Here is a 24,067-nt window from a genome sequence, read left to right on the forward strand (position 1 = left end):
TTGAACTCATATCAGAATCATTATTCAAAATAATAACAAATACTGACAATAAGATATGCTAATTTTTGTTGGGTGCAACTTTTTTAATATATTCACAATTATTTTGGATTGCATTTATTCATACAAATTCAAAATGAATTGATAAAGGTCTACTTGTTAGTTTTTTAGGTTGTGCTTGTTGTTTATTTTTTTAATGAAATCGTCAAACCCATTATTATTGAGTGACGCTCTGTTATACATCAAAAATAAATTTATTTTAGGTGAGGGGAACTCGGTTTTAATTTCTTTTAAATTAAATGTGCCGGCATATTGCTCATAAATCGCTGTTGGTAGTAAACCAATGATATCTGTATTTGAAATGATGTTGGCAAGCGTTATCAATGAGTCGCTACGGAAACCAACATCACAATTTTCCAGAAAAAATTTGGTTTGTTGCCTGTATTCTTTAATGCCTGGGTCTTCAGAAAGAAGCTGCGTAAACTGTTCTTTTAATATTTTTTCAAGCGTGGTTTTTCCATTAATTCTGGGATGGTTTTTGTTACAGACTAATACTGTTTCGATGGTTTTAAATGGCGAGCATATGATCGAGCGATTACTCACTGGAGCGGTAGTAATGACTAAATCTGCCTTTCTGTAAGCCAACAGGTTTTCCGCACTTTCAGCAGTGATGAGTATGTCATGGTGCTCAATTTCGACATGTGAGTCTTCTCTGAGAAAATGAATAACTTCCGCGATATTAATAGTTGTTGTTAGTTGTGGGCAGTAAATAATAAATTTTTTCTTCAGGCTGGAGTTATGCATAATGTTGATTGTCTGCTCCAGACTGTTGAGATTTTTCTCAAGATGCTGATGTAGGTTAATTCCAGCCGTCGTTGGGGTGATTCCTTTACCTGAGCGAATAAACAGCGGGTCGTTAAACTGCGTACGCAGTCGTTGCAATGACTGACTTACAGCTGATGGCGTGATGTACAGCGTTTCTGCAGCCTTGCTGATGCTCAAATGTTGATATATGCATTCAAATATAATCAACAGGTTGAGATCGAACTTTTTGAGGTCATAGAGGTTAGCCATGCGTACCTTCCTGTGATGGTAATGTATTGAAAAATTCAATTGTTGAATAGTTTAAAGGGTAGTTATTCTTGAAATTTATGTTTGTGTGCTTAATGAATAATTAACTTTAGCTAAAATAGCACAAGTTGCGTAATTTTCAGCAGGGAAGTTAATTTAAATGAGTGATTGATATGAGAACGATAACAATCACTCATCTTGTTACTTTTATTTATTTCCCATGATAATTTTTAATTTTTCTTTATCCGGTAAGCCTACTTCCTGTTGTAACGTATCGTCTTTACTCATGTAATAGATAGCCGGCGTTACGTTGGCCCCCAAATCATCCATCAACTTTTGGTTGATATTCAGTAACTTCATTTGCTCCGCAGGGACCGAAACCGGGATTTCCAGCTTCATTTTCCCACCGGATGCCTCATAGTCATGCCAGGTTTTGCCCGGATCTTTGGTTGCCAGAATTGCAGCGGCGGTGGCCGGACTTTCAGGTTTAATTACGCCAACCAATAATGTACGCAACTGAACTTTACCGGATTCTACCCACGGACGCGCCTGCTGCCAGAACTGTTTACAATAGGGACAGAAGGGATCGGCAAACACGTACACAATAACCGGTGCCTCTTTTTTCCCGTCCAGAATCCACGACGCTTTTTCCATTCGCTGCCACATTTCACGTCCGGCAGGGGCATAGATCTCTTTTTCTATGAGCGAATTACTGAGGTTTTCGCCTTTTTCATTATACATGTAGCCGGAGATGGCATGTTTACCGTCAGGCGTGACATAGATAGTGACCCCCATGTCCTGGTATTTTCCCAGATAGCCTTTCATTCCACCCGGTGCATCGAAAGGCTTCAGGATGGTAATGCCCTGTTTCTCAATAGCTTTAACGGGAGCAGGCAGTTCTTCGGCATGCACCACGGCAGGGAGCAGGGTTAAAAGTAAGGTACGTTTAAACATTGATTTTCCTTATAAAATCAGCAGGAAAGGGGGCTTAATTGCAAAACCTATCGCAGCCATAGGTAAGATCGACGGTCCATCGATTGCCCTTTCTTGAGTTGGGTGATGTAATCCCAATCGCTGTTACGACCTTTGTTAAGGTAATGTAGAGCGCAACACATAGCCAGCCCTGCTGGCACTGACGTTACCTGCGGGTAGCTCGGGTAATGAGGCTCCCTGCATAGGGGGCCTTTTTTACTTTTGTCTTTTAGGTTCGATTGAGTAAGTTGTTAGTTAACGCTTATTGATTTGATAAAGGAAACGCATTAGCCCTGCTAAGAGATTTTCGTTAACTTATCTCTCAACGAAAACACGGAGGAAGTACAGATGTCTTTGATTAATACCAAAATTAAACCTTTCAAAAACCAGGCGTTCAAAAACGGTGAGTTCATCGAAGTAACCGAGAAAGATACCGAAGGTCGCTGGAGCGTCTTCTTCTTCTACCCGGCTGACTTTACTTTCGTATGCCCGACCGAACTGGGTGACGTTGCAGACCATTACGAAGAACTGCAGAAACTGGGCGTAGATGTGTATTCCGTATCTACTGATACCCACTTCACCCACAAAGCATGGCACAGCAGCTCTGAGACCATCGCTAAAATCAAATACGCGATGATCGGCGACCCGACTGGCGCCCTGACCCGTAACTTCGACAACATGCGTGAAGATGAAGGTCTGGCTGACCGCGCAACCTTCGTTGTTGACCCGCAGGGTATCATCCAGGCAATCGAAGTTACTGCTGAAGGTATCGGCCGTGATGCATCTGACCTGCTGCGTAAAATTAAAGCTGCACAGTATGTCGCTTCTCACCCAGGTGAAGTTTGCCCGGCGAAATGGAAAGAAGGTGAAGCAACCTTAGCTCCATCTCTGGACCTGGTTGGTAAGATTTAAGTCGCATAATTTGTAGGCCGGATAAACGTAGTGCATCCGGCATTCCACAGGCGCAAATCTGCGCCTGTTTTATTCCAGCACCATGACGCAAGTTGCATTAATGCAGTCCCGCAAAATCGGCTTGCATGATGATGTTTTCAGAGAGGGAAGAATAATGCTCGACACAAATATGAAAACCCAGCTCAGGGCTTATCTTGAGAAACTGACCAAACCTGTTGAGCTGATTGCTACGCTGGATGACAGCGCTAAATCGGCAGAAATCAAGGAACTGCTGACTGAAATTGCTGAACTGTCAGAAAAAGTCACCTTTAAAGAAGACAATACTCTGGCGGTGCGTAAGCCATCGTTCCTGATTACCAATCCCGGTTCTCACCAGGGACCGCGTTTTGCCGGTTCTCCGCTGGGTCATGAGTTTACCTCTCTGGTGCTGGCTCTGCTGTGGACCGGCGGTCACCCGTCAAAAGAGGCGCAGGCGTTGCTGGAGCAGATCCGCGATCTCGACGGTGATTTTGAATTTGAAACCTATTATTCGCTCTCCTGCCACAACTGCCCGGACGTGGTGCAGGCGTTGAACTTGATGTCGGTACTGAACCCACGTATCAAACATACGGCGATTGACGGCGGTACATTCCAGAACGAAATCACCGATCGTAACGTGATGGGCGTTCCGGCGGTGTTTATGAACGGCAAAGAGTTCGGCCAGGGTCGTATGACGCTGACTGAGATCGTGGCGAAAGTGGATACCGGCGCAGAAAAACGTGCGGCTGAAGAACTGAATAAGCGCGATGCTTATGACGTGTTGATTGTCGGTTCTGGTCCTGCGGGGGCAGCGGCAGCGGTGTACTCTGCACGTAAAGGCATTCGCACCGGTCTGATGGGCGAACGTTTTGGCGGTCAGGTTCTTGATACCGTTGATATTGAAAACTACATCTCAGTACCGAAAACTGAAGGTCAGAAACTGGCAGGTGCACTGAAAGCACACGTTGATGATTATGATGTCGATGTGATCGACAGCCAGAGCGCAAGCAAACTGATCCCGGCAGCGCAGGAAGGCGGTTTGCATCAGATTGAAACAGCCTCCGGCGCGGTGCTGAAAGCACGTAGCATTATCATCGCCACCGGCGCGAAATGGCGCAACATGAACGTTCCGGGTGAAGATCAGTATCGCACCAAAGGTGTAACCTATTGCCCGCACTGTGATGGTCCGCTGTTTAAAGGTAAGCGTGTTGCGGTAATTGGCGGCGGTAACTCCGGCGTTGAAGCGGCTATCGACCTGGCAGGTATTGTTGAACATGTGACGCTGCTGGAGTTTGCTCCTGAAATGAAGGCAGACCAGGTGTTGCAGAATAAGCTTCGCAGCCTGAAAAATATCGACATCATTCTGAACGCGCAAACGACAGAAGTGAAAGGCGATGGCAGCAAGGTCACTGGCCTGGAGTATCGTGACCGCGTGAGCGGGGATGTTCACAATGTGGAACTGGCCGGTATCTTTGTACAGATTGGTCTGCTGCCGAACACCAACTGGCTGGAAGGCGCCGTTGAACGTAATCGCATGGGTGAAATCATCATCGATGCCAAGTGCGAAACCAGCGTGAAAGGTGTTTTCGCTGCCGGTGACTGCACCACCGTACCGTATAAGCAGATTATCATCGCGACCGGTGAAGGCGCGAAGGCCTCGTTGAGTTCGTTTGATTATCTGATTCGCACGACAGTAGCATAAAAAGAGTAAGACTCACCTGCAATGCCAAAACCGCCAGTCATCCGCTGGCGGTTTTTTATTTCCATATACTCACATTGTCAATTCTTGAAACAATAAACCGTATAAAACATTCACTTAATTAGCCTGATCATTATTTTCATCAAAGAAAGAGAGGGCGTTATCTTTATTATATTAACCTGCATTATTTTTTCATTTGTTGTGTGAATAAATGGTTGGTTAATTCATGGGTGAAGTATATGAAACCCTGACGATCTTTGAATCGACAGGGTTATTGTTACGTGATTTTTTTATCTCTCACGATAGTTGCACGCTGAAAGCGGCTTATTCAGCTTTAGATACAAATGCCTCGGCGCTAACAGAGCAGGAGTGGTTGGAAGCGGAGTACGACTTCAATGCGCTGTTTGTCGGACCGCAGAAGCTAAAGGCCGCGCCGTTTGCCTCGGTTTATCTTGAAGAAGATGCCCTTGTAATGGGTAAATCAACCCTTAGCATTCGGGAATTCATGGCAAATATAGGGTTATCTATAAGTGCCGTGAATAATATTCCGGATGATCATATTTCCTGTGTATTGGAATTGGCGGTTTTATTATCAGCTAATGCCAGAGCATCGTCAGAATACCAGGTGACCCTTACTCGATATGCCTCTGAGTATGTCGCGGTGTGGGTGCCCGAGTATATAGAAAAAATAAATATAAATGCACAAACCGCCACGTTGAAAAACGTTGCTGGAAGATTGTCTTCTTGGCTTGATGAATTAAAAACGAGAGTATCAATATGAGTAATGAACCGGGAGTTCTGAACAGACGTTCATTTTTGAAAGGGTTGATTGCCCTTGGCACGGTCGCAGCCCTGCCAGGGGGATTGCTGACTTCACGCTGTGCATTGGCGCAACCGCCCATTCCATTTAACCCCAAAACCTACAAAATCTATCGTAACGCCTGTCCGCGTAACTGCTATGACACTTGTAGCCTGAAAACTTGGGTGAAGGATGACGTCATCACCTTTGTGGAGGGGGCGCCTGAGTCAACGTTTACGCATGGAACTCCGTGTGTGAAGGGACTGAGCTATCCACGCAGGGTATACAGCCCGGACCGCATTAAATATCCGATGGTTCAGGATGTTCGCGGCAGTGGGAACTGGCGTCGTATTTCCTGGGACGAAGCAATGCAGCGCATTGCGACCAAGATGCTGGAAATTAAAAAGAAAGACGGTTCAATGCTGGGTCTGGCGATGACCAAATATTCCGGCAAATTTGGGGTATTGAACTATGCGGTTGAAGGGATGATGTCTTCGCTGGGTTACACCACGCGTTTTGCCGGAACACCTTGCTGGCCAGCCGGTATCGATGCCCAGAACTACGATATGGGTGATATGTGGTGTAACGACCCGGAAGATTTTGTGAAAGCAAAATACATCATTATCTGGGGCGCTAACCCGGCCTGGTGCTCTATGCACACCATGAAGTATATCTACCAGGCGCGGGAGAAAGGGGCGAAAGTGGTCGTTATCGATCCGCTGTTAACCCAGACCGCTGCGAAAGCCGATCTCTATTTACGCGTTCGTCCTGGTTCTGATGGTGCGCTGGCGCTGGGTATGGCACGTCATTTGGTGGATAAAGGTCTGGTGGACCAGGATTTCGTCAACAACTATTCCCATGGTTACCCGGAATTCGAAGCCTATCTGCGCAACAGCGTTACCGTAGAGTGGGCGTCTGAGATTTGCGGGCTGTCGGCGGATGTTATTCGCCAGTTGGCGGAAGAATTTACCGCGGTTAACCCTGCTACCGTGTGGATTGGCTACGGCATGCAGCGTCATGTTAACGGCGGCGCTAACGTACGGGCGATCGATGCCTTTGTGGCAATGACCGGCAATATTGGCATTGAAGGCGGTGGCGCTCGCTACGGCCACCTGCATACCTGGGGCTTTAACTACAATGCCATGCTGCAGAAGCCACCGGTAGGCTCCATCGGTATGCCAGGTGCAGCGGGAACTACCAGCGAGTTTGGTTCTGCGGGGGAAGTCGCACAGTATTCCGATCGCTCATTGAATATCAACCAGACCGCCAAGGGAATTCTGGAAGCCAACGAGCCGCCTGTCCGAATGCTTTGGGTTGCCTGTAAGAACCCGTTTGCTCAGGATTTTGATCGCAGCAAGATGGAAAAAGCATTCGAAAAACTGGAAATGGTGGTCTGTGCCGATCAGTTCTTTAACGAGACCGTCCAGCATGCCGATATCGTTTTGCCTGTCACCACGGCCTTTGAAGAGTGGAACGTAGACGCCTCATATTGGCACTACTGGCTCTCAATCAACCAGCCTGCAATTAAGCCAATGTACGAGGCAAAATGCGATCTGGAAATCGCCGTTTTACTTTCCCGCACAATCAACAAGCTGGAGCCGGGTTCTTGCACATTCCCGCAGGAGTTCAATCATAAGCGTTGGCTGGACCAGGAATTCAATGACGGAATGGCCAAAATGTTTGGCATCTCCTCCTGGGATGACTTACTGGATGGCCCGAAAAAAGCCATTTTGCCGAGTTCTGCGGCCTGGTATGACCGCAAATTTAAAACCCCCTCAGGAAAGTTTGAGTTCAGATCTGAGCTGTGTGAGAAAAATGGCCATACGGCGCTGCCGGAATACAAACCGGAGGCGAAAAGCACGCTGCCATTCCACCTGTTTACACCGCATGTGCAGTTCGGTATCCATTCCCAATTTATCAACCTTGACTGGATGCAGGTCTTCTATCCGGAGCCGTTTGTCTATATGCATCCGATTTCCGCAGAAAAAAGAGGCATTGCCGAAAACGACCTGGTGAAAGTGTTTAACACCGTAGGTGAAGTAGAACTGCGTGCGAAGGTAACCGCTAACGTTCCGGAAGATTTCCTGGTGATGTACGAGGCGTGGTTCCCGAAACGGAAATACAACGTTCAAAACGTGGTGGCGGATACCCCAGCCGATATGGGGTTGATGAAAACCGGTGCGCCAGGTGCGGCTATCCACAGTCAGTTTGCGGACATCATTTTGATCAGTAAAGGAGCAGCGGCATGAGACGCGCGTTTTTAGTTAATAGCGATAAATGCATCGGCTGCCGTGGCTGTGCAATGGCGTGTAAGAGTTTTAACCAGTTGGAACCTGAACGTTTCTGGCGCTATGTCTACCCGCTGGATAAAGAAATTTATCCGCATGAAGAGCGGGCGTTCTATTCGCTGGCCTGTAACCACTGCGAAAACCCGGCCTGTCTGGCGGCGTGTCCGGTAGAGGCCTACACCAAGCGTGAAGATGGTGTCGTGGTGCATAACCCGGAGCGCTGTATTGGATGCAAAAACTGTATCCGCAACTGCCCATACGGTGCGCCGCGTTTTAATGAGGAGACGAAGAAAGCGGAAAAATGCAGCATGTGCTACGAGCGTCTTGATGTTGGTATGCAACCGGCTTGCGTGAATGCCTGTCCGGTAGGTGCGCTGACGCTTATCGATCTGGATGCCGATCCTATACCTGACAATGCCGTACAGTATCCGCCGGGATTCCCGCGTATGCCGCAGCTTAATCCTGGCACGCGTTTTATCCTTGCGCGTCAGCCGAAGCAGCCGGAGGGCAAGTAATGGAAAAGTATGAACTTCCGCTGGTTATTTTTACCGTATTGAGCCAGATGTCGGTTGGGATCACGCTCATTCTGACGCTACGCACGCTGCAAGGAAAACTGGAAAGCAAACGCCTGTACTGGCTGGTAAGTGGGCTGGTTCTGGCGGTGGCGTCCGTTGCAGCGATCCTGCACCTTGCACATCCGGATCGCGCCTACGATGCCCTGATTAACCTGCAGCACGCCTGGCTGAGCCGTGAAATTCTTGGCGCAACCTTATACGGTGCGGCGGTCGGGATGACGTTTTTGGCAAAAGGGCACAAAGTGCCAGCTGTTCTGGCCTCTGTTCTCGGTATCGCGCTGGTGGCGGTGCAGGGGATGACCTATGCTGCCCCGGCAATGGTGGCGATAGCCAACGGTCTGACAATGCTGTTGTTCTTTATCACGGTGTGGGTGATGGGGTGTGCGGCGATTCCACTGCTTAACCTTGCACCTGCCGTTGCCGCATTGCGCCAGGGGATTGTTGTGTGTATGGCGGTCATGATCGCCGCGCCCATTATCTGGCTAAGCGGCGGCACTATCATGCAGATGACGGCGCATGCCTGGCTGACGTCGCCGCTTTATCTGGCGAGTCTGGTCTGTCTGGCGGTGGCCTTTGTGCTAAGCCGTCAGGGAGAGCGTCGCGCAAAAGCGATTTTTGTCCTGCTGTTTGTTGGCATATTCCTGAGTCGTCTGACGTTCTTTGGCGATACGATCAGCACCATCGTGAATATCGGTCATTTGTATTGATCGTGAGGTAATAAAAACCCCTGTCAGGCGTTAACCTGGCAGGGGTTTTCTTTAGCGAATCAGTGGCAGTTAACGAACAACCAGCACTGGCAAAGTCGCGTGACGGACAACGCTGGAAGCGTTTGAGCCGAGCAGATGGGTGCTGATTGATGGGTTACGCGACCCAATAACAACGACATCTGCATTCAACTCTTCACCCAACTCGTTGACCACGTCACGGACGCTGCCAAAGCGGACGTGTTGCTTAATACGGGAAGGATCGATGCTGAAGTGACCGACCATCGTTTGCAGACGGGTTTCCGCTTCGTGTTGCAGATGCTCTTCAAAACGACGAACGTCAGCGGCAAAGCGATGCAGACTTAGGCTCGCTGAGCCTGGCAGCACATGCAGCAGATGGATAACCCCTTTATCCTGGGCCAGAAATTCTGCATGGCGAATAGCCTTGTCGCTCAGTTCCATTTCGAATACATCAACAGGCATTATGATTGTGTTGTACATAAACATTCTCCTTGTCATTACATGAACACATAACAGCATAGTATTAAAAATGATTCTGTCAGTCACGACACAGATTTATGTTTTGCGAACAGGAAAGAAAGTGAGGAGCAGGGAGATCTAACCGGAAAGAGGATGCGGATGCATCCCCTGTAAGATAAAGCGAGTGGCTTTGATAAGACAGAGTTAGCGCAGGTAGTCGCCTGCAGCTTCAGGCTGGTACTCAAGCTCAATAACTTCGAGGTGCGTTGAGGTCCCGCCTGGCAGTTCCCAGTGAATGGTATCACCAACGCGCAGCCCCAAAAGTGCAGCGCCGACAGGTGCCATTACCGAAAGCTGTGTGCTGCTGTCAGTCATAGTAGCCGGATACACCAGGGTACGCACACGGACTTCGCCATCACTCAGATTGCGGAATTTCACGCGGCTGTTCATGGTCACGACATCGTGCGGCATGGTTTCTGGAGAACACATTTGGGCACGATCCAGCTCGGCGTTAAGGGCGTCGGCAATCGGTAAACCAGCAAACGCAGGTTGCTCCAACAGGCGGTCAATGCGTTCCGCATCGAGGTCGTTAATGATGATAGTTGGTCTGGACATTTATTACTCCATGTCGTCGATACTGCGGGTGCGCAGGTAAATAATCCCAAAAGAAAACCCTCACCGTCAGGCGGCAAGGGTTTAGCTTTTATGATGATACTGAGACTTACCCCATGTTTGAAGTGATTTAGTTCACATTCAGGCAAATCATCAATATTGTCGCGTATGGTGTGATTTTAACCGAAAAACGTGATCGTTCTCCAATTTGCATTATGCTTTTTAAGCGCTCGCTGCGGGCGCGTCAAACAACTCAGTGTTCCGCGACAGGAGATCTCATGAGCCAGTACGACAAACTTACCTTGAAAGACGGCAGCTATTTGCATTTTAAAGACTGGGGAAGTGGACAGCCCATTGTCTTCAGTCATGGTTGGCCGCTGACGGCAGATGCGTTTGAGGATCAGATGTTGTTCCTCGGGTCGAAAGGATTTCGTGTGATCGCCCATGACAGGCGTGGCCATGGGCGTTCGGCCCAACCCTGGGATGGTCACAATATGGATCAGTATGCTGACGATCTGGCTGAACTTACCGCGCATCTCAATCTTAAAGATGCCGTCCATGTCGGACACTCTACCGGCGGTGGGGAAGTGGCTCGTTATATTGGCCGGCATGGGACGCAGCGGGTGGCAAAAGCGGTGTTAATTGGCGCGGTGACGCCCATCATGATCAAGACTGACTTTAATCCAAATGGCGTGCCGAAAGAGGTATTCGATGGCATCCGTGAGGGGGTTGTGAACGATCGCGCCGCCTTTTTCTATGAATTAACCGCTGCATTCTATGGCTACAACCGTCCTGGCACAAAAGAGTCGAAAGCCGTCAGGGAAAGTTTTGTTGAACAGGGTTTACAAGGTTCCATCAAAGCGTTGTACGACTGTATCCACGCGTTTTCGGAAACAGATCTGCGTGAGGACCTCAAAAAGATGACCATCCCGACGCTGGTGATCCACGGTGATGACGATCAGATTGTCCCGTTTGAAACCTGCGGAAAGGTCGCGGCGGAAATACTGCCTGATTCGCAGTTGAAGGTATATGTCGGCGGCTCGCATGGCATTTGCACCACCCATAAACAACAGATCAACGGTGACCTGCTCAACTTTATTCAGTCGTAATCGTTGGCAGATTGTTCTACGCTGATCTTCTTTTTCCAGGGGGATGAGCGAAGCATAATTTGTGCTGCGCTGACGTTAACTTCAACAGGGAACGCTATGTATTTCTATCAACCGTCACAGGGACACGGCTTACCGCATGACCCGCTAAATGCCATCATTGGACCGCGCCCGATTGGCTGGATTGCGTCGCGTGACGGCAATGGTCGGCACAATCTGGCACCATACAGTTTCTTTAACTGTTTTAACTATCATCCGCCGATTATCGGTTTCGCTAGCAGCGGCTGGAAAGACAGCGTGCAGAATATTATCGAAACCGGTGAATTTGTCTGGAACCTGACGACTCTTGAGCTGGCCACTGCGATGAACGAAACGTCAGCCAGCTTGCCGCACGGTGAGGACGAGTTTTTTGCCGCCGGGCTTAGTAAAGCAGATAGCCGGATAGTCAACGTGCCGCGCGTGGCGCAAAGCCCGGTCAATTTTGAGTGTCGCTTATCGCAAAGCCTGCAACTGACTACCGCTGATGGCTCACCGGTTGATACCTGGCTGGTATTGGGGGAAGTGGTGGGCATCCACATTGATGAAACGCTCCTGGAAGACGGCATCTATCAGACGGCGAAAGCGAAGCCGGTACTGCGTGCAGGTGGGCCAACGGCGTATTATTCGATCAGTGAAACACACCGTTTTGATTTAGTTCGCCCGGATGCACGAGCAAAACGCTGAGCTTACGGACCGACGCCAGCTTGCAGCGTCGGTCGCAAGTTTCAATATCCCACTTTGTCGATAATAAACTGTTTACCGCAGCTACCCGGATGCGGTTGCGGTAAGAATGACTGTGCAGATAACGTCTGGTTGATGTTGTCGGCTTTCAGGGATAACTGGATCTCAGTGAGATACGCCGGATTGCCGTGGCAGCTTAGCTTCACAGCTTTGACGTTCTCTTTGCCCCAGCTTTTGGCAACTGCGGCGTCAAATGCGTTACGGCTGACATTTTTGCCGTAGTTTTCCGCCAGGAATTTGCCCACCTCGCTGTTCTTAACCTCATTATTCAGCCGTACCATCGTGCCAAAGTACGCGTCGGGATCAAAACCGAAACACGCGCCATGTTTGGCATACTCGTAACGTTCCAGACAGGATCTCCCTCCAGCGCCGGGCATTACGGCGCTGAGTTTTGCTGCGCTTTCCAGCGACAGCCCGGTTTCGGGGGCCGCGCATTTACGGCTGGCACGTGCTTCAGGCAGGTTGGGAATAGGGCGAGTCGCGCAGCCAAAACGCATCCAGCGGCGGTTGTCGACTCCACGGGCGGCAATGGATTTAGGCAGGCTGGGCCATAAACCGTGAACGGTCAGGAAATCCGCTTTGTCTGCGCTCTCTTTTTGTAAACGACATTCGTCAGGCTCCTGACGATTACGCTCGTGTTGGCTCTGACAAAATCCAGTTTGCCAGGAGAGGGCCAACACGTAGCTGTCAAAATCAGCGTACTGTTTTGCCTGAAGTTCATCGGCCTGAGCTGCAGAAACTGGCAGCAGGAGTGCTGCCAGCAACGAAGAATAACGCCATGTTGATGTCATGATGATTTCGGATACTTATATAAATTCTGAATATCATCTATTTAATCATAAAAAATGCCAGTCAGGTTTAGCTGACTGGCATCATTTTCATCAGGTGTGAACCGAAATGATTAGCTCCACATTGCCAGAATCGGCCAGCCGACCAGCAGAAGCATAGAGATGTAGATAACGCCGAAGATAGCACCCAGACGCCAGTAGTCTTTGGACTTCACATAACCACATCCGTAGATGATAACGCCAGGGCCTGTTGCATATGGAGTCAGACAGCCCATGATACCGATGGACAGTACCAGCAGGATACACAGATGTTCCATCGGCACGCCCGGGATACCTTTACCGACAGCCAGAATAACCGGCAGCATGGTGGCAGTGTGTGCAGAAAGGCTGGCAAACAGGTAGTGAGCAAAGTAGAACACCAGCACCAGCACGATTACGGTCGCGTTAGGCGAGAAGCCTTCCAGGTGCGTGCTCATGGTGTTGGCGAACCAGTCGATGAAGCCTGAACGGGTTAAACCATTCGCCATAACGACCAGCGTGGCGAGGTTAACCAGGGTGTTCCATGCGCTGTTATAGCGGGTAATGTCTTTCCACGGTACCACATGCAGCGCCAGCATCAGGGAGACAGCAAGCAAACCCACTGCGGTTGCATCAATCAGTTTACCACCGAAGACCCACAGGCCCAGGCTGAGCAGAACCAGACCGATCAGCGTTATCTCTTTACGGGTCAGTTTACCCATGCCTTTCAGTTCATCACCGGCCCATGCGGCAACTTCAGCACTGTGAGTGACTTCTGGTTTGTACAGAACGTATGACAACCACGGAGCAACGATCAGCAAAATAATACCAACCGGCAGGAAGCTGAGGAACCATTGCAGCCAGCTGATTTGAATACCGGCAATTTTGTTGACGAATTCCAGACCCAGTACGTTTGGCGCAGCACCGGTCACGAACATAGAGGAGCTCAGGCTGGTACTGATTACCATCATCCACATCAGATATCCGCCGATACGGCGCGCGGAAGGATCGTTCGGGAATGATTTAAACAGCGGTGGCAGGTTTTTGATAACCGGGAATACGGTACCACCGGTACGCGCGGTGTTAGACGGTGTAAACGGTGCCAGCAGAATGTCGATGATAACAATCGCATAGCCCAGCGTCAGGGTGCGTTTACCCATAAATTTCACCAGGAACAGCGCGATACGACGACCCAGACCGGTGACTTCATAACCCAGTGCGAAGATAAACGCACCAAACACCAACCACACGGTGGTGCTGGAGAAGCCCGCCAGACCCCATTTCAGCGCTTGCTTACCCGCTTTAAATGCCGGGTCGGCCAGTTCTGAAGCATCAAACAGCAGATAGTTGCTGCCGATAACGCAGATCGTTACGGCGATAAAGCTGATCGCTGTTGCCGGAATTGGCTCGAGGATCATACCGACGATCATCGCCACAAACACGGCAAAGTAGTGCCAGGCCTGTGGAGGCATTCCATCAGGGACGGGGATAAGAAACATGACGCCCATTACGACCAATGGGGCCAGTAACTTCCATATTTTATCTTTTGCTAAAGACATGTGTGTGATTCTCCGGAAAGGATCTTTAATTGTGATAATGATGAACTTGTGAAATCTGAGCTAAGAACCAGGTGACGATCAGCAGATCGGCGCAGCCTCCGGGACTGAGGTTGCGTTCAATGCACTGTTGGTCGAACTGGTGTAGGTATTCGAGATCGGCAGGGGTACGAATCCCCCCTTGCTGCATCAGGGCGGTGGCCTGCTGCTGTAGCCAACGCAGACCTTCTGCGCCGCCACGTGAAGCCACGTTGGTGTCGCCGTTGATAGACATCAGCAGCAATAAAGTGTCGAGTAACGCCAGTTCAGGGTCGCGGCCCTGAGTCAGCAGTGCGCGGTAGTGCGGCAGGGCATGCTGGATGACTAGCGGGTATCCCGCTTCGGCTTCGCCCCGTGCGCCGGTTAATCCCAGTTGCTGATAAAGACGTTGGCCTGCCGTGAGTTGTTGATTGTTCTGGCGCAGTTCGCGCTCGGTCAGACCACGGCAAAATGTTGCTGCCGTAGAGCAAATGGTTTCAGCGGTAACAGTTAGTTGGAGCTGGTGCAGGCGGCCAATGGCGGCGCACAGCAGGCCCAGAGAAAATATGCTGCCTTTGTGGGTATTCACCCCAGCGGTGGCGCGAAACATATCAGCTTCGCAGGCCATGCCCAGCGGGCGCAGTCCTTTCAATACATCCTCAGGCGACAGCTGTGCGCTAAACGCCCCATATTCAATAAAACGTGGCAGCCAGGCCTGAATAGCCTCGGCGCTGCGATGAAAATCTTCCAGCGCCATATCTTTATGCGCGCCGTTGTTAATACGATCTACCAGACCGGGTTTGGGTGACAGGTTGACTTCAGTCAGCATGGCGCGCCACGCGAGCGTTGCGTAAGCATCAGGCAGATCCAGAGGAAGGACTGCATTATTGGTTGATGTTGCGGGAATCGGCATCATGCAGCAGTGCCTCCATCTGAGTGAGTAAGTCGGAAAGTGCGTGGGTTTTACCCCGCGCACAGTCGGCAGCACTTTGCTCGCACAGCAGACAGCGGCGGGCAGGGAGTGCGAAATGACGCCGGGACAGAATTTCCCCTTCAGGGGTCAGGACATCGATGTCCCATAGCCGTCCCAGCGGGTGTGAATGCTCAAGTTCAATCGTGGCGAGCTTGAGGTCGTGGGCCGGAGCCTCAATAGACAAAAGACCTTCTGGACCGCTGGCAGAAACCAGCGCTGTTTGCTCCCTGACAATCCAGGCAGATTGTTCCGCCAGTGCGAGCAAGGCGGTTACGCCGTGATTAAAGATGCGACGGGTTAATGCGCTGTCTTTAATCGGACCCGGTGCAACCACGGTGAACGAGACCAGCGGCGCAGAGTGACGTGTCAGCCAGTCCTGTTGCCTTGCTTGTCTCTCATCGCGGCTGGCGAGCAGCTCGGGAATCGAAACCGCGTGTTGGGTGGCGAGTTCAGGGAGCAGGTGCATGGCTTATTCCTTCACCTGATGCACAACGTCAATCACTGAACCGTCGCGATAACGCACAACGGCAATCACGCGGTCAGTGAATTCGATAGCGCGTGGCTGACCGGTGAGTTGCTGTGCACGTTCGCGCAGCCATCCAATGGACACCACTTTCATACCGGCTTCTTTCAGTCGTTCTGCCAGTTCCGGACGTGCAGGGTTGACGGCGATACCGTGGTCAGTGACCAGAATGTCAACGCTGGAGCCAGGGGTTACGCAGGTCAGCACGTTATCAACCAGCGTCGGGATGCGTCCGCGAACCAGCGGTGCGACGATGATGGAAAGCGCTGCGGCCACAGCCGTATCGCAGTGTCCGCCGGATGCGCCTCGCAGTACGCCGTCAGAACCGGTCAGTACGTTCACATTGAAGTTGGTGTCTACTTCTAATGCGCTCAGTACCACCACATCCAGACGGTCAACGGATGCGCCTTTTGAACCCCAGTTGGCATACTGGTTTGCACTGATTTCGATATGGTTTGGATTGCGGGCCAGAGATTCCGCGGCGTTACGGTCGAAGCTCTGCACGTCCAGCAGTTTGCGAATCAGGCCTTTTTCATGCAGATCCACGATGGTGGCGGTGATGCCGCCCAGCGCGAAGTCAGCTCGGATATCGCGGCTGCGCATTTTGTCTTCCAGGAAACGCGTCACGGCCAAAGAAGCGCCGCCGGTGCCTGTCTGCAGTGAGAAGCCTTCATTGAAGTAGCCGGAGTTAGCAATGACCTCTGCCGCGCTACGGGCGATTAACAGTTCACGCGGGTTAGTGGTCATGCGGGTCGCATCAGCACCGATTTTGTCCGCATCGCCGACCTGATCGATCTGCACGATCAGATCTACCTGATCCTGTGTAATGCTGGCCGGGTTATGTGGATAGGTCAGCAGTTGTTCAGTCAGCAGGACAACCTGTTTCGCGTTTTCGGCGTCTACGCGGGCATAGCCCAGTGAGCCGCAGCATGCTTTACCGGTATAACCGTTGGCGTTACCAAACTGGTCGCAGGACGGTACGCCGAGGAACGCCACATCAATGCTGAGTTCGCCGCTTTGTACCAAGTGTACACGTCCACCGTGGGAGTGAATCTGTACCGGTTCGGCCAGCAGGCCACGGGAGATCTCTTCCGCCAGCGGGCCACGCAACCCGGAGGTATAAATACGGCTGACCACGCCCTGACGGATGTGCTCAACCAGCGGAGCATGGCAATCGCTCAGAGAGCTGGAGGCCAGCGTCAGATTTTTAAAGCCCATACTGGCGATGGCATCCATCACCAGATTAATGGTCAGATCGCCACCGCGAAAAGCGTGGTGGAAAGAGATGGTCATGCCATCCTGTAAACCTGAACGACGAATGGCGTCTTCCAGGTTAGCGCACAGCTTTTTGTCGCGCGGTTTTTGCGCCTGTAGTTCTACTTTTGCGGTGCTCTGATAAGCGGAAAGCTCACTTTCTGCATGACGGCTCCAGGTCGCCACGCGATCCTGGCGTTGAGACTGTTCGATTTTCTGCGTCATTTTTTTGCCTTATTCTTCGCGAATGCCGGAAAGTTCTGCACGGGAGATAACCAGAAGGGCGCGCTCGATAACCGGGCTGTCGACCATTTTGCCGTTCAGGGAAACCACTCCACGACCTTCGCGGGCAGCGGCTTCAGCGGCTTCTACGACCAAACGGGCGTGAGCCAGCTCTTTGCGCGTCGGGGCGTACAAGTTATGCAGGAGTTCGATCTGGCGCGGGTTGATGAGCGACTTGCCGTCAAAACCCAACTGCTTGATGTGTGCGGCTTCGTGCAGGAAACCTGCTTCGTTGTTGGCATCGGAATACACGGTGTCGAACGCCTGAATACCGGCAGAACGTGCAGCCTGCAAAATAGAGCAGCGGGCAAACAGCAGTTCAGTACCCTCTGGCGAGCGTTCAGTGCGCAGGTTACGCACATAATCTTCCGCACCCAGAGCAATACCGATCAGGCGCTCGGAAGCGTGGGCAATTTCTACCGCACGGGTAATGCCTAACGGCGACTCAATGGCGGCTAACAGGCCGGTGCTGCCGGGTTCACGGCCACAGGCGTTCTCGATGCGCAGAATTTCACTTTCGATGTCGATGACATCCTGCGCGGTATCGGTCTTCGGTAAACGTACGATGTCAGCACCGCCGCGTACCACGGCTTCAAGGTCGTTGATGCCCCATTCGGAGTCGAGGGCGTTTACACGCACGATGGTTTCAACGTCGTGATACAACGGATGTTGCAGCGCGTGGTACACCATGCGGCGAGCGGTATCTTTTTCACGCAACGCGACGGAGTCTTCCAGGTCGAACATCAGTGCATCTGCCGGGTAGATGAACGAGTTGCTGACCATGGCGGCATTGGCACCCGGTACGAACAACATGCTGCGGCGAGTACGGGTTTTACGTTGTTGCAAAGATGCGGAAATCACTGGCAATCCTCCCATGGCAGTGCCGGAATACCGCCAGCGCGGGCCAGTAGTGCTTCCAGTCGCGCACGTAAAATGCAGTCCAGTGCGCCTTTATCATCAACATTTAATTGCACGCCGCGTACGTTGTAGCGGGACAGAACGTCCAGGATGGTGGTCCGGATGGCATCACCGAACTGTTTTTCGACGCTACTGTTAACCTGCAGGTCAATATCCTGCGAATCGAGTGGGGCGATGCGAATCATCACATCACCGGACTCGAGTGTGCCTGCGACGGCTGCCTGGTTTATTTTCATTTTTCACCTGTTGCTAATGCGGGGGTATTTTGGCGGACTGCCGCACCCGATGAGGCTCGTTCAACCATGCTTTGCAGATAGTGCAGCGTGGCGTCAGGGACCAGGGATGCGATAGCCGTGAGATCTTTTTTAACCAGCAGCTTGCGCACCCAGGAGGCGGAAATCGGCATCTCCTGGAAGCACAGCCGCTCAATTTCCACCAGTTCAATTGGTGGGGCGGGAAGCGTTGGGGTCTCCAGCCAGTAGCGCATATCGTTGTTGTACTGGGAGGTGACGGTGCAATACGGCTCGGTACCGACGAAACGATGTGTAACGCCGAGAGCCGGTGCCAGGTACTGGCGGAAGATTTTCAGGTCTATTTCGGTGTAGCAGTGGTTAATAACGCTCTGCTCTTTGATGAAGTAGCACGGGAACGTGGCGCGGGAAATGATGTATTCCGAACCGCGATGCACGGTTAAACGTGGAATATCTTTTGTCCCTTTAAGCACCAGATCCAGCCGGTCTTCATACGGAAACCGTGAGGTATCTTCTTTGACCAAAAACAGATGCAGCCAGTCACATTGTGCGGCCGCCTGTTGGATCAGAAAACGATGTCCGTTGGTGAAGGGGTTGGCGTTCATGACGATACAACCAATTTTTTTCCCTTCACGACGCTGTTTTGCCAGAGATTCAGCGTAACGTTTCAGACGCGTGGTGCTGTTTTCCATCAGCACCATAATGCCGGGAACGCTGGTCAGCGTAGAAAAGCCACACTGTTTAAACAGCGATTCGTACTCGGTTTTGGTATAGATGAAGAGGTGCGTACAGTGGCGCTCATAGGCGAGGTTGATTAACTCGGTCGCCAGCGTCAGCGCTAAGCCTTCGCCCCGTACGGATTCGCAGATGGCGACACATTTAATAATATTCCCAGCGATACCGCCGCAGGCAATCAGGCGGTCGTCACGGGTGACGGTGATAAATACTTCGACGGTGGTGTCAACGCTCAAATCATTCTCTTTCAGAAATTGCGTGATAGCCGCCATCTTTTTATTTTCTGAGCGTTTAACTTGCGTGAATATATTATTACCGAACATAGTGAATAGAGCCCCGATGCTATATTTGTTACTGGGTTTCTGTTTTTGTTGCTCTGCTTAGCAACCTGATAACGTTTTGTTTGCAATTGAAGGGAATGGTTTTTTATTACGGAGTATTTCTTTTTTTCCCTGCTGCATACATCGTAAGGGGTATTTTGGAGGTAATTTTTGATTTATTTCACAATAAGTTAGAAGGTTTTAATGTGTTTTATGGTTTTAAGTTTTTTAATTAATTTAACCTCGAGATAGCGTGTGGTTTTAATTTGTTTAATTGATTTAAAGTGGGGAATCTGCAACGATCTTGTTTTATACCGTAACGTGTAAATAAAACATTTCTATTACAACTACAATGAGAAATAAGTTTCGGGCAACGTGGATGAGGAAGATATATGGCTGAGCAGAAAAATAAAACACGGTTTCCTTTTTTCCGCAGCCTGGCGTTTCCTTTACGCATCTTTCTGCTTATTTTGGTCGTTTCTGTTTTTATCATCGCCGCCCTGGCACAATACTTTACCGCCAGCTTCGAAGATTATCTGGCCGCGCATGTCCGCGATATGGCAATGAACCAGGCCAAAATCATCGCCTCTAACGAGAGTATCATTACGGCGGTTAAACATCGTGATTACAAGCGTTTGGCGACGATTGCCGACAAACTGCAGAGCGGAACTGACTTCGACTATGTGGTTATCGGGGATACCAACTCCATTCGTCTATATCATCCGAACCCGGAAAAGATTGGCTACCCGATGCAGTTCACCAAACCCGGTGCGCTGGAAAAAGGGGAAAGCTACTTTATTACCGGTAAAGGGTCCATCGGGATGGCAATGCGCGCTAAAACGCCCATCTTTGATGACGATGGCAAAATCATTGGCGTAGTCTCAATTGGTTATCTGATCAGCAAAATCGATAGCTGGCGATCGGATTTCTTACTCCCGATGGCCGGTGTGTTTATCTTGCTGTTGTTGGTACTTATGCTGCTCTCCTGGTTTTTCGCTGCCCATATTCGTCGGCAGATGTTGGGTATGGAACCGAAACAAATTGCGCGGGTAGTACGTCAGCAGGAAGCGTTGTTCAGCTCGGTATATGAAGGATTGATTGCCGTGGATCCTGATGGATATATCACCGCAATAAACCGCAGTGCGAGGAAAATGCTGGGGCTGTCTTCACCAGGCCGAAAGTGGCTTGGAAAACCGGTGAGTGAGGTGGTTCAGCCAGCGGACTTTTTCACCCAACAGATTGCGGAAAAACGACAGGATGCGATGGTAAACTTTAATGGCCTGAGCGTTATCGCCAACCGTGAAGCGATTCGCTCCGGTGACGAACTGCTTGGGGCAATCATCAGTTTTCGTAGTAAAGATGAAATTGCTACCCTTAATGCGCAATTAACGCAGATCAAACAGTATGTAGAGAGCCTGAGAACGCTGCGTCATGAGCACCTGAACTGGATGTCGACCATCAATGGCCTGCTGCAAATGAAAGAATATGACAAGGTTCTGGCCATGGTGCAGGGAGAATCCCAGGCGCAACAGCAACTGATTGACGGCCTGCGTGGCGCGTTTGCCGATCGTCAGGTCGCCGGTCTGTTGTTTGGCAAGGTGCAGCGCGCGCGGGAACTGGGCCTCACCATGACTATCGTTCCGGGGAGCCAACTGCATCAACTCCCCGAGGGGTTGGATAGCACAGAGTTTGCAGCAATTGTTGGCAATCTGCTTGATAATGCATTTGAAGCGAGCTTACGCACCCTGCAAGGCAACAAGGTCGTAGAGCTCTATTTGAGCGATGAAGGGGATGACGTGATCATCGAAGTTGCCGATCAGGGATGCGGTGTGCCGGAAGCATTGCGTGAGAAAATATTTGAACAGGGTGTGAGCACCCGTACCGATGAACCAGGTGAACATGGCATCGGTTTGTATCTAATTGCAAGTTATGTGAGGCGCTGTGACGGGGTGGTTACGCTCGAAGATAACTCCCCTTGCGGTACCTTATTTTCTTTATTTCTTCCGAAAGTGAAAAAAAATAATGACGGAACCATTAACGCTGTTGATCGTTGAGGATGAAACGCTACTGGCGGAAATGCATGCTGAATATATCCGCCATATACCCGGTTTCAGCCAGATATGGCTGGCGGGTAATCTTGAGCAGGCGAGGATGATGATTGAGCGTTTTAAGCCCGGTCTGATACTGCTCGATAACTACTTGCCGGACGGCAAGGGAATTACGTTGCTGCATGAGCTGACCCAGGCGCGCTATCCGGGCGGCGTAGTGTTTACCACGGCGGCCAGCGATATGGAAACGGTCTCCGAGGCCGTGCGCAGCGGTGCGTTTGATTACCTGGTCAAACCCATTGCCTACGAGCGGCTGGGGCAGACCCTGACGCGTTATCAACAACGTCGACGCATGTTGGCGGGGAATGACAGCGCCAGCCAAAAGCAGATTGATGAAATGTTTAATGCCTACGCGCGGGGCGAACCGAAAGGGGATTTACCGACCGGGATTGATGCGTTAACACTGAATGCAGTGTTGAAATTATTCGCCGACCCGACGGTACACCATACTGCGGAAACGATCGCCCAGGCGCTTACCATCAGCCGAACGACTTCCAGACGCTACCTGGAGTACTGTGCCAGCCGTCATTTGATTATTGCGGAGATTATTCACGGTAAGGTTGGTAGGCCGCAGCGTATTTATCATGGCGGCTAAATGCTGATTTCTGACGTAGGCCGGATAAGATGCTTTAGCATCGACATCCGGCAATGGTGCGGTTTAAATGCCGGATGCGGCGTAGATGCCTAATCCGGCCTACATTTCACTGAGTATCAGCCGCCAACGACGGCTGAAGAAGAACCTGGTACCATCACTTCAGTTGCGATAATCACCACCAGCAGTCCAACCAGAACCGGAACCGAGGTACGTTTCACCACTTCGAACGGAGAAATCTTTGCCATACCTGCGACAGCGACAACCACGCCGGAGACCGGGGAGATGGTGCGCCCAAGGTTTGACGCCTGCAGCATCGGGATAACAAGGTAAGCCGGGTTAATGCCGGAAGAATGCGCCAGCTTAGGGATCATTTCAACGAAGGCGTAGAACGGGGCGTTACCGGAACCCGTAGTCATTGCCGCCAGCATAGTCAGGATCACCAGCACCATCATCAAGATAATGCTCGCTGAACCAAACGAGGTGGCGATAGAAATCAGACTCTGAATAAAGCCGATTGTGCTCAGACCCTGGGCAAAAACACCCGCAGCGACTAACAACATCACCACGTTAGCAAAGGCATCCGCCATGCCACGGTAAGCGACTTCCAGACCAGAGAAAACCTTTTGGGTGTTGAACCCACGTACGAACTCCAGAATAGCCGCGATGAGCATGCACAGAACCAGAATCGTAATGATGTGCAGCTGCGGGCCCCATTTACCATCAAAAATCAGGACGCCAACGATCGGGGTAAACGGCAGAATGGCGTAAAATGACGGGGCAGTCGTGGTGATTTCAGCCACATCTAACATTTCATGAGAAATGTTCTCTTTTTTATCCAGATAACGCTGCCAGAAAAAGTGGGCAATCGCCATAGCAATGATGGCGGCAATGGAAATTGGCAGCGTGGTTTTAAAGGCGAAATCGATCAGCGGCATTTCCGCAGCTTTTGCCGCCAGCACCACATCACCGGATGTTGGTGAAAGAATAATTGCAGCAGGGGAGGCACAAATAGCCGCTGCAGCGCCACGGCTGATTCCAACGTTAACCATGACCGGGAACAGTGTTGCCATCAGCAAAACGCCCAGACCGGTTGCTGAAGAAACCGCCAGTGACATCAGGCAGGCGACAAAATAGGCGGCAATCATTAGCAGGTAAGGAGAGTTGATGTATTGCAGGGGCTTGGAGGCCAGCTTAACGACCATATCGTTCGCGCCAATATGGGTCATATAGGCGGCAAAACCACACAGCATCATGATCATCATGCCGAGATCGCCACCACGGCTCATCAGCAAAATTTTAATATATTCAACAATGTCTGTTGCCGTATAGCCCGTCGATGCCGCGCTGGATGGCAACACTTTATGCCCCATCAGCGCACTGATAATCAGCAAAACCAGACCGCCAACAAACAGTACGCCTGTCGCGGAATAACCTTTAATGATGTAGCGCGCTACACCCACAATAACCACAACTCCAATAAGGAGTTCAATAAATGTCAACATCGTTTCCCCTGTCGCATTGCTGCCCAGAAAGTAAAAAAACTAAAAAAAGTAAAAAGTGGTGACAGAATGTGCCTAATAAACCGATTACTCTTGCTGATTAAAATCAATAAAAATACGGATTCAAGCGATGGCTTAGCCGTTTTTTCAGCATCGTGGTTAAAAAAAGAATCTCACAATAAAAAACTGTGAAGTGCAGCGACGGTGTGTGTGTTT

23 protein-coding genes are annotated in these 24,067 nt (G+C 50.6%); 10 read left to right on the plus strand and 13 right to left on the minus strand.

Annotation, left to right across the window (positions count from 1 at the left end):
• Positions 1 to 156 precede the first annotated feature (156 nt).
• Positions 157 to 1,071 (minus strand): LysR family transcriptional regulator, encoded by a 915-nt coding sequence (locus E6P06_RS10390; protein WP_139935209.1) that lies wholly within the window; start codon positions 1,069 to 1,071, stop codon positions 157 to 159.
• Positions 1,072 to 1,275: 204 nt separating this feature from the next.
• Positions 1,276 to 2,022 carry a thiol:disulfide interchange protein DsbG gene (dsbG, locus tag E6P06_RS10395; protein WP_139935210.1) on the minus strand — a complete coding sequence of 249 codons (747 nt, stop codon included), beginning with the start codon at positions 2,020 to 2,022 and terminating at the stop codon, positions 1,276 to 1,278.
• 366 nt (positions 2,023 to 2,388) lie between these two features.
• Here dsbG and ahpC point away from each other — a divergent pair, with 366 nt between their 5' ends.
• From ahpC to E6P06_RS10425, 6 genes are all read left to right on the plus strand, one after another.
• A complete protein-coding gene (gene ahpC, locus E6P06_RS10400; RefSeq protein ID WP_002894394.1) occupies positions 2,389 to 2,952 on the plus strand; it encodes an alkyl hydroperoxide reductase subunit C in 564 nt (187 codons plus the stop codon).
• A gap of 154 nt (positions 2,953 to 3,106) precedes the next feature.
• Positions 3,107 to 4,672 carry an alkyl hydroperoxide reductase subunit F gene (ahpF, locus tag E6P06_RS10405; protein WP_054528182.1) on the plus strand — a complete coding sequence of 522 codons (1,566 nt, stop codon included), beginning with the start codon at positions 3,107 to 3,109 and terminating at the stop codon, positions 4,670 to 4,672.
• A 223-nt stretch (positions 4,673 to 4,895) separates the two neighbouring features.
• Positions 4,896 to 5,450: a molecular chaperone gene (locus E6P06_RS10410; RefSeq protein ID WP_139935211.1), complete on the plus strand. Its 555-nt coding sequence runs from the start codon at positions 4,896 to 4,898 to the stop codon at positions 5,448 to 5,450.
• Positions 5,447 to 7,717 (plus strand): molybdopterin-dependent oxidoreductase, encoded by a 2,271-nt coding sequence (locus tag E6P06_RS10415; protein ID WP_003835615.1) that lies wholly within the window; start codon positions 5,447 to 5,449, stop codon positions 7,715 to 7,717. Before E6P06_RS10410 ends, E6P06_RS10415 begins: the two co-directional genes overlap by 4 nt.
• Positions 7,714 to 8,271 (plus strand): 4Fe-4S dicluster domain-containing protein, encoded by a 558-nt coding sequence (locus E6P06_RS10420; protein WP_003022094.1) that lies wholly within the window; start codon positions 7,714 to 7,716, stop codon positions 8,269 to 8,271. The genes E6P06_RS10415 and E6P06_RS10420 overlap by 4 nt, the downstream gene beginning before the upstream one ends.
• Positions 8,271 to 9,038 (plus strand): DmsC/YnfH family molybdoenzyme membrane anchor subunit, encoded by a 768-nt coding sequence (locus tag E6P06_RS10425; RefSeq protein ID WP_139935212.1) that lies wholly within the window; start codon positions 8,271 to 8,273, stop codon positions 9,036 to 9,038. Before E6P06_RS10420 ends, E6P06_RS10425 begins: the two co-directional genes overlap by 1 nt.
• A 69-nt stretch (positions 9,039 to 9,107) precedes the next feature.
• Here the strand turns inward: E6P06_RS10425 and uspG are convergent, their stop codons facing one another.
• Both uspG and rnk read right to left on the minus strand, forming a co-directional pair.
• Entirely contained in the window at positions 9,108 to 9,536 is a 429-nt protein-coding gene (uspG, locus tag E6P06_RS10430; RefSeq protein ID WP_003022101.1) for a universal stress protein UspG, read from the minus strand.
• A gap of 183 nt (positions 9,537 to 9,719) precedes the next feature.
• Positions 9,720 to 10,130, minus strand: coding sequence for a nucleoside diphosphate kinase regulator (gene rnk / locus E6P06_RS10435; protein ID WP_003022104.1), 411 nt, complete (start codon positions 10,128 to 10,130; stop codon positions 9,720 to 9,722).
• 275 nt (positions 10,131 to 10,405) lie between these two features.
• Between rnk and E6P06_RS10440 the strand changes: the two genes are divergently transcribed.
• Both E6P06_RS10440 and E6P06_RS10445 read left to right on the plus strand, forming a co-directional pair.
• The gene (locus E6P06_RS10440) at positions 10,406 to 11,236 is read left to right on the plus strand and encodes an alpha/beta fold hydrolase (RefSeq protein ID WP_139935213.1); all 831 of its coding nucleotides are present in this window, start codon (positions 10,406 to 10,408) and stop codon (positions 11,234 to 11,236) included.
• Between the two features lie 96 nt (positions 11,237 to 11,332).
• Positions 11,333 to 11,956 (plus strand): flavin reductase family protein, encoded by a 624-nt coding sequence (locus tag E6P06_RS10445; RefSeq protein ID WP_003022109.1) that lies wholly within the window; start codon positions 11,333 to 11,335, stop codon positions 11,954 to 11,956.
• A 41-nt stretch (positions 11,957 to 11,997) separates the two neighbouring features.
• On the opposite strand, the gene rna is transcribed toward E6P06_RS10445, so the two are convergent.
• From rna to citC, 8 genes are all read right to left on the minus strand, one after another.
• Positions 11,998 to 12,804, minus strand: a complete 807-nt coding sequence (gene rna / locus E6P06_RS10450) for a ribonuclease I (protein WP_139935214.1) — start codon at positions 12,802 to 12,804, stop codon at positions 11,998 to 12,000.
• Positions 12,805 to 12,914: 110 nt separating this feature from the next.
• Positions 12,915 to 14,378, minus strand: coding sequence for a citrate/succinate antiporter CitT (gene citT, locus E6P06_RS10455; protein ID WP_003022114.1), 1,464 nt, complete (start codon positions 14,376 to 14,378; stop codon positions 12,915 to 12,917).
• Between the two features lie 25 nt (positions 14,379 to 14,403).
• The gene (citG, locus tag E6P06_RS10460) at positions 14,404 to 15,309 is read right to left on the minus strand and encodes a triphosphoribosyl-dephospho-CoA synthase CitG (RefSeq protein WP_003835603.1); all 906 of its coding nucleotides are present in this window, start codon (positions 15,307 to 15,309) and stop codon (positions 14,404 to 14,406) included.
• Positions 15,278 to 15,832, minus strand: a complete 555-nt coding sequence (gene citX / locus E6P06_RS10465; RefSeq protein WP_003835601.1) for a citrate lyase holo-[acyl-carrier protein] synthase — start codon at positions 15,830 to 15,832, stop codon at positions 15,278 to 15,280. The genes citG and citX overlap by 32 nt, the downstream gene beginning before the upstream one ends.
• A 3-nt stretch (positions 15,833 to 15,835) precedes the next feature.
• Positions 15,836 to 17,368: a citrate lyase subunit alpha gene (citF, locus tag E6P06_RS10470; protein WP_003835599.1), complete on the minus strand. Its 1,533-nt coding sequence runs from the start codon at positions 17,366 to 17,368 to the stop codon at positions 15,836 to 15,838.
• Between the two features lie 9 nt (positions 17,369 to 17,377).
• On the minus strand, positions 17,378 to 18,286 hold the full coding sequence (locus tag E6P06_RS10475) for an aldolase/citrate lyase family protein (RefSeq protein WP_003022123.1): 909 nt from the start codon (positions 18,284 to 18,286) through the stop codon (positions 17,378 to 17,380).
• Positions 18,283 to 18,579 (minus strand): citrate lyase acyl carrier protein, encoded by a 297-nt coding sequence (gene citD / locus E6P06_RS10480; RefSeq protein WP_003022125.1) that lies wholly within the window; start codon positions 18,577 to 18,579, stop codon positions 18,283 to 18,285. The genes E6P06_RS10475 and citD overlap by 4 nt, the downstream gene beginning before the upstream one ends.
• Positions 18,576 to 19,652: a [citrate (pro-3S)-lyase] ligase gene (citC, locus tag E6P06_RS10485; protein ID WP_003022129.1), complete on the minus strand. Its 1,077-nt coding sequence runs from the start codon at positions 19,650 to 19,652 to the stop codon at positions 18,576 to 18,578. The genes citD and citC overlap by 4 nt, the downstream gene beginning before the upstream one ends.
• A gap of 389 nt (positions 19,653 to 20,041) precedes the next feature.
• Here citC and dpiB point away from each other — a divergent pair, with 389 nt between their 5' ends.
• Positions 20,042 to 21,703 carry a sensor histidine kinase DpiB gene (gene dpiB / locus E6P06_RS10490; RefSeq protein ID WP_139935215.1) on the plus strand — a complete coding sequence of 554 codons (1,662 nt, stop codon included), beginning with the start codon at positions 20,042 to 20,044 and terminating at the stop codon, positions 21,701 to 21,703.
• Positions 21,672 to 22,352, plus strand: a complete 681-nt coding sequence (gene dpiA / locus E6P06_RS10495) for a two-component response regulator DpiA (RefSeq protein WP_003022133.1) — start codon at positions 21,672 to 21,674, stop codon at positions 22,350 to 22,352. The genes dpiB and dpiA overlap by 32 nt, the downstream gene beginning before the upstream one ends.
• A 116-nt stretch (positions 22,353 to 22,468) precedes the next feature.
• On the opposite strand, the gene dcuC is transcribed toward dpiA, so the two are convergent.
• On the minus strand, positions 22,469 to 23,854 hold the full coding sequence (gene dcuC / locus E6P06_RS10500) for an anaerobic C4-dicarboxylate transporter DcuC (protein ID WP_003835592.1): 1,386 nt from the start codon (positions 23,852 to 23,854) through the stop codon (positions 22,469 to 22,471).
• Positions 23,855 to 24,067 lie beyond the last annotated feature (213 nt).

The organism is Citrobacter sp. CF971 (assembly GCF_006385635.1).
GTDB lineage: Bacteria > Pseudomonadota > Gammaproteobacteria > Enterobacterales > Enterobacteriaceae > Citrobacter > Citrobacter freundii.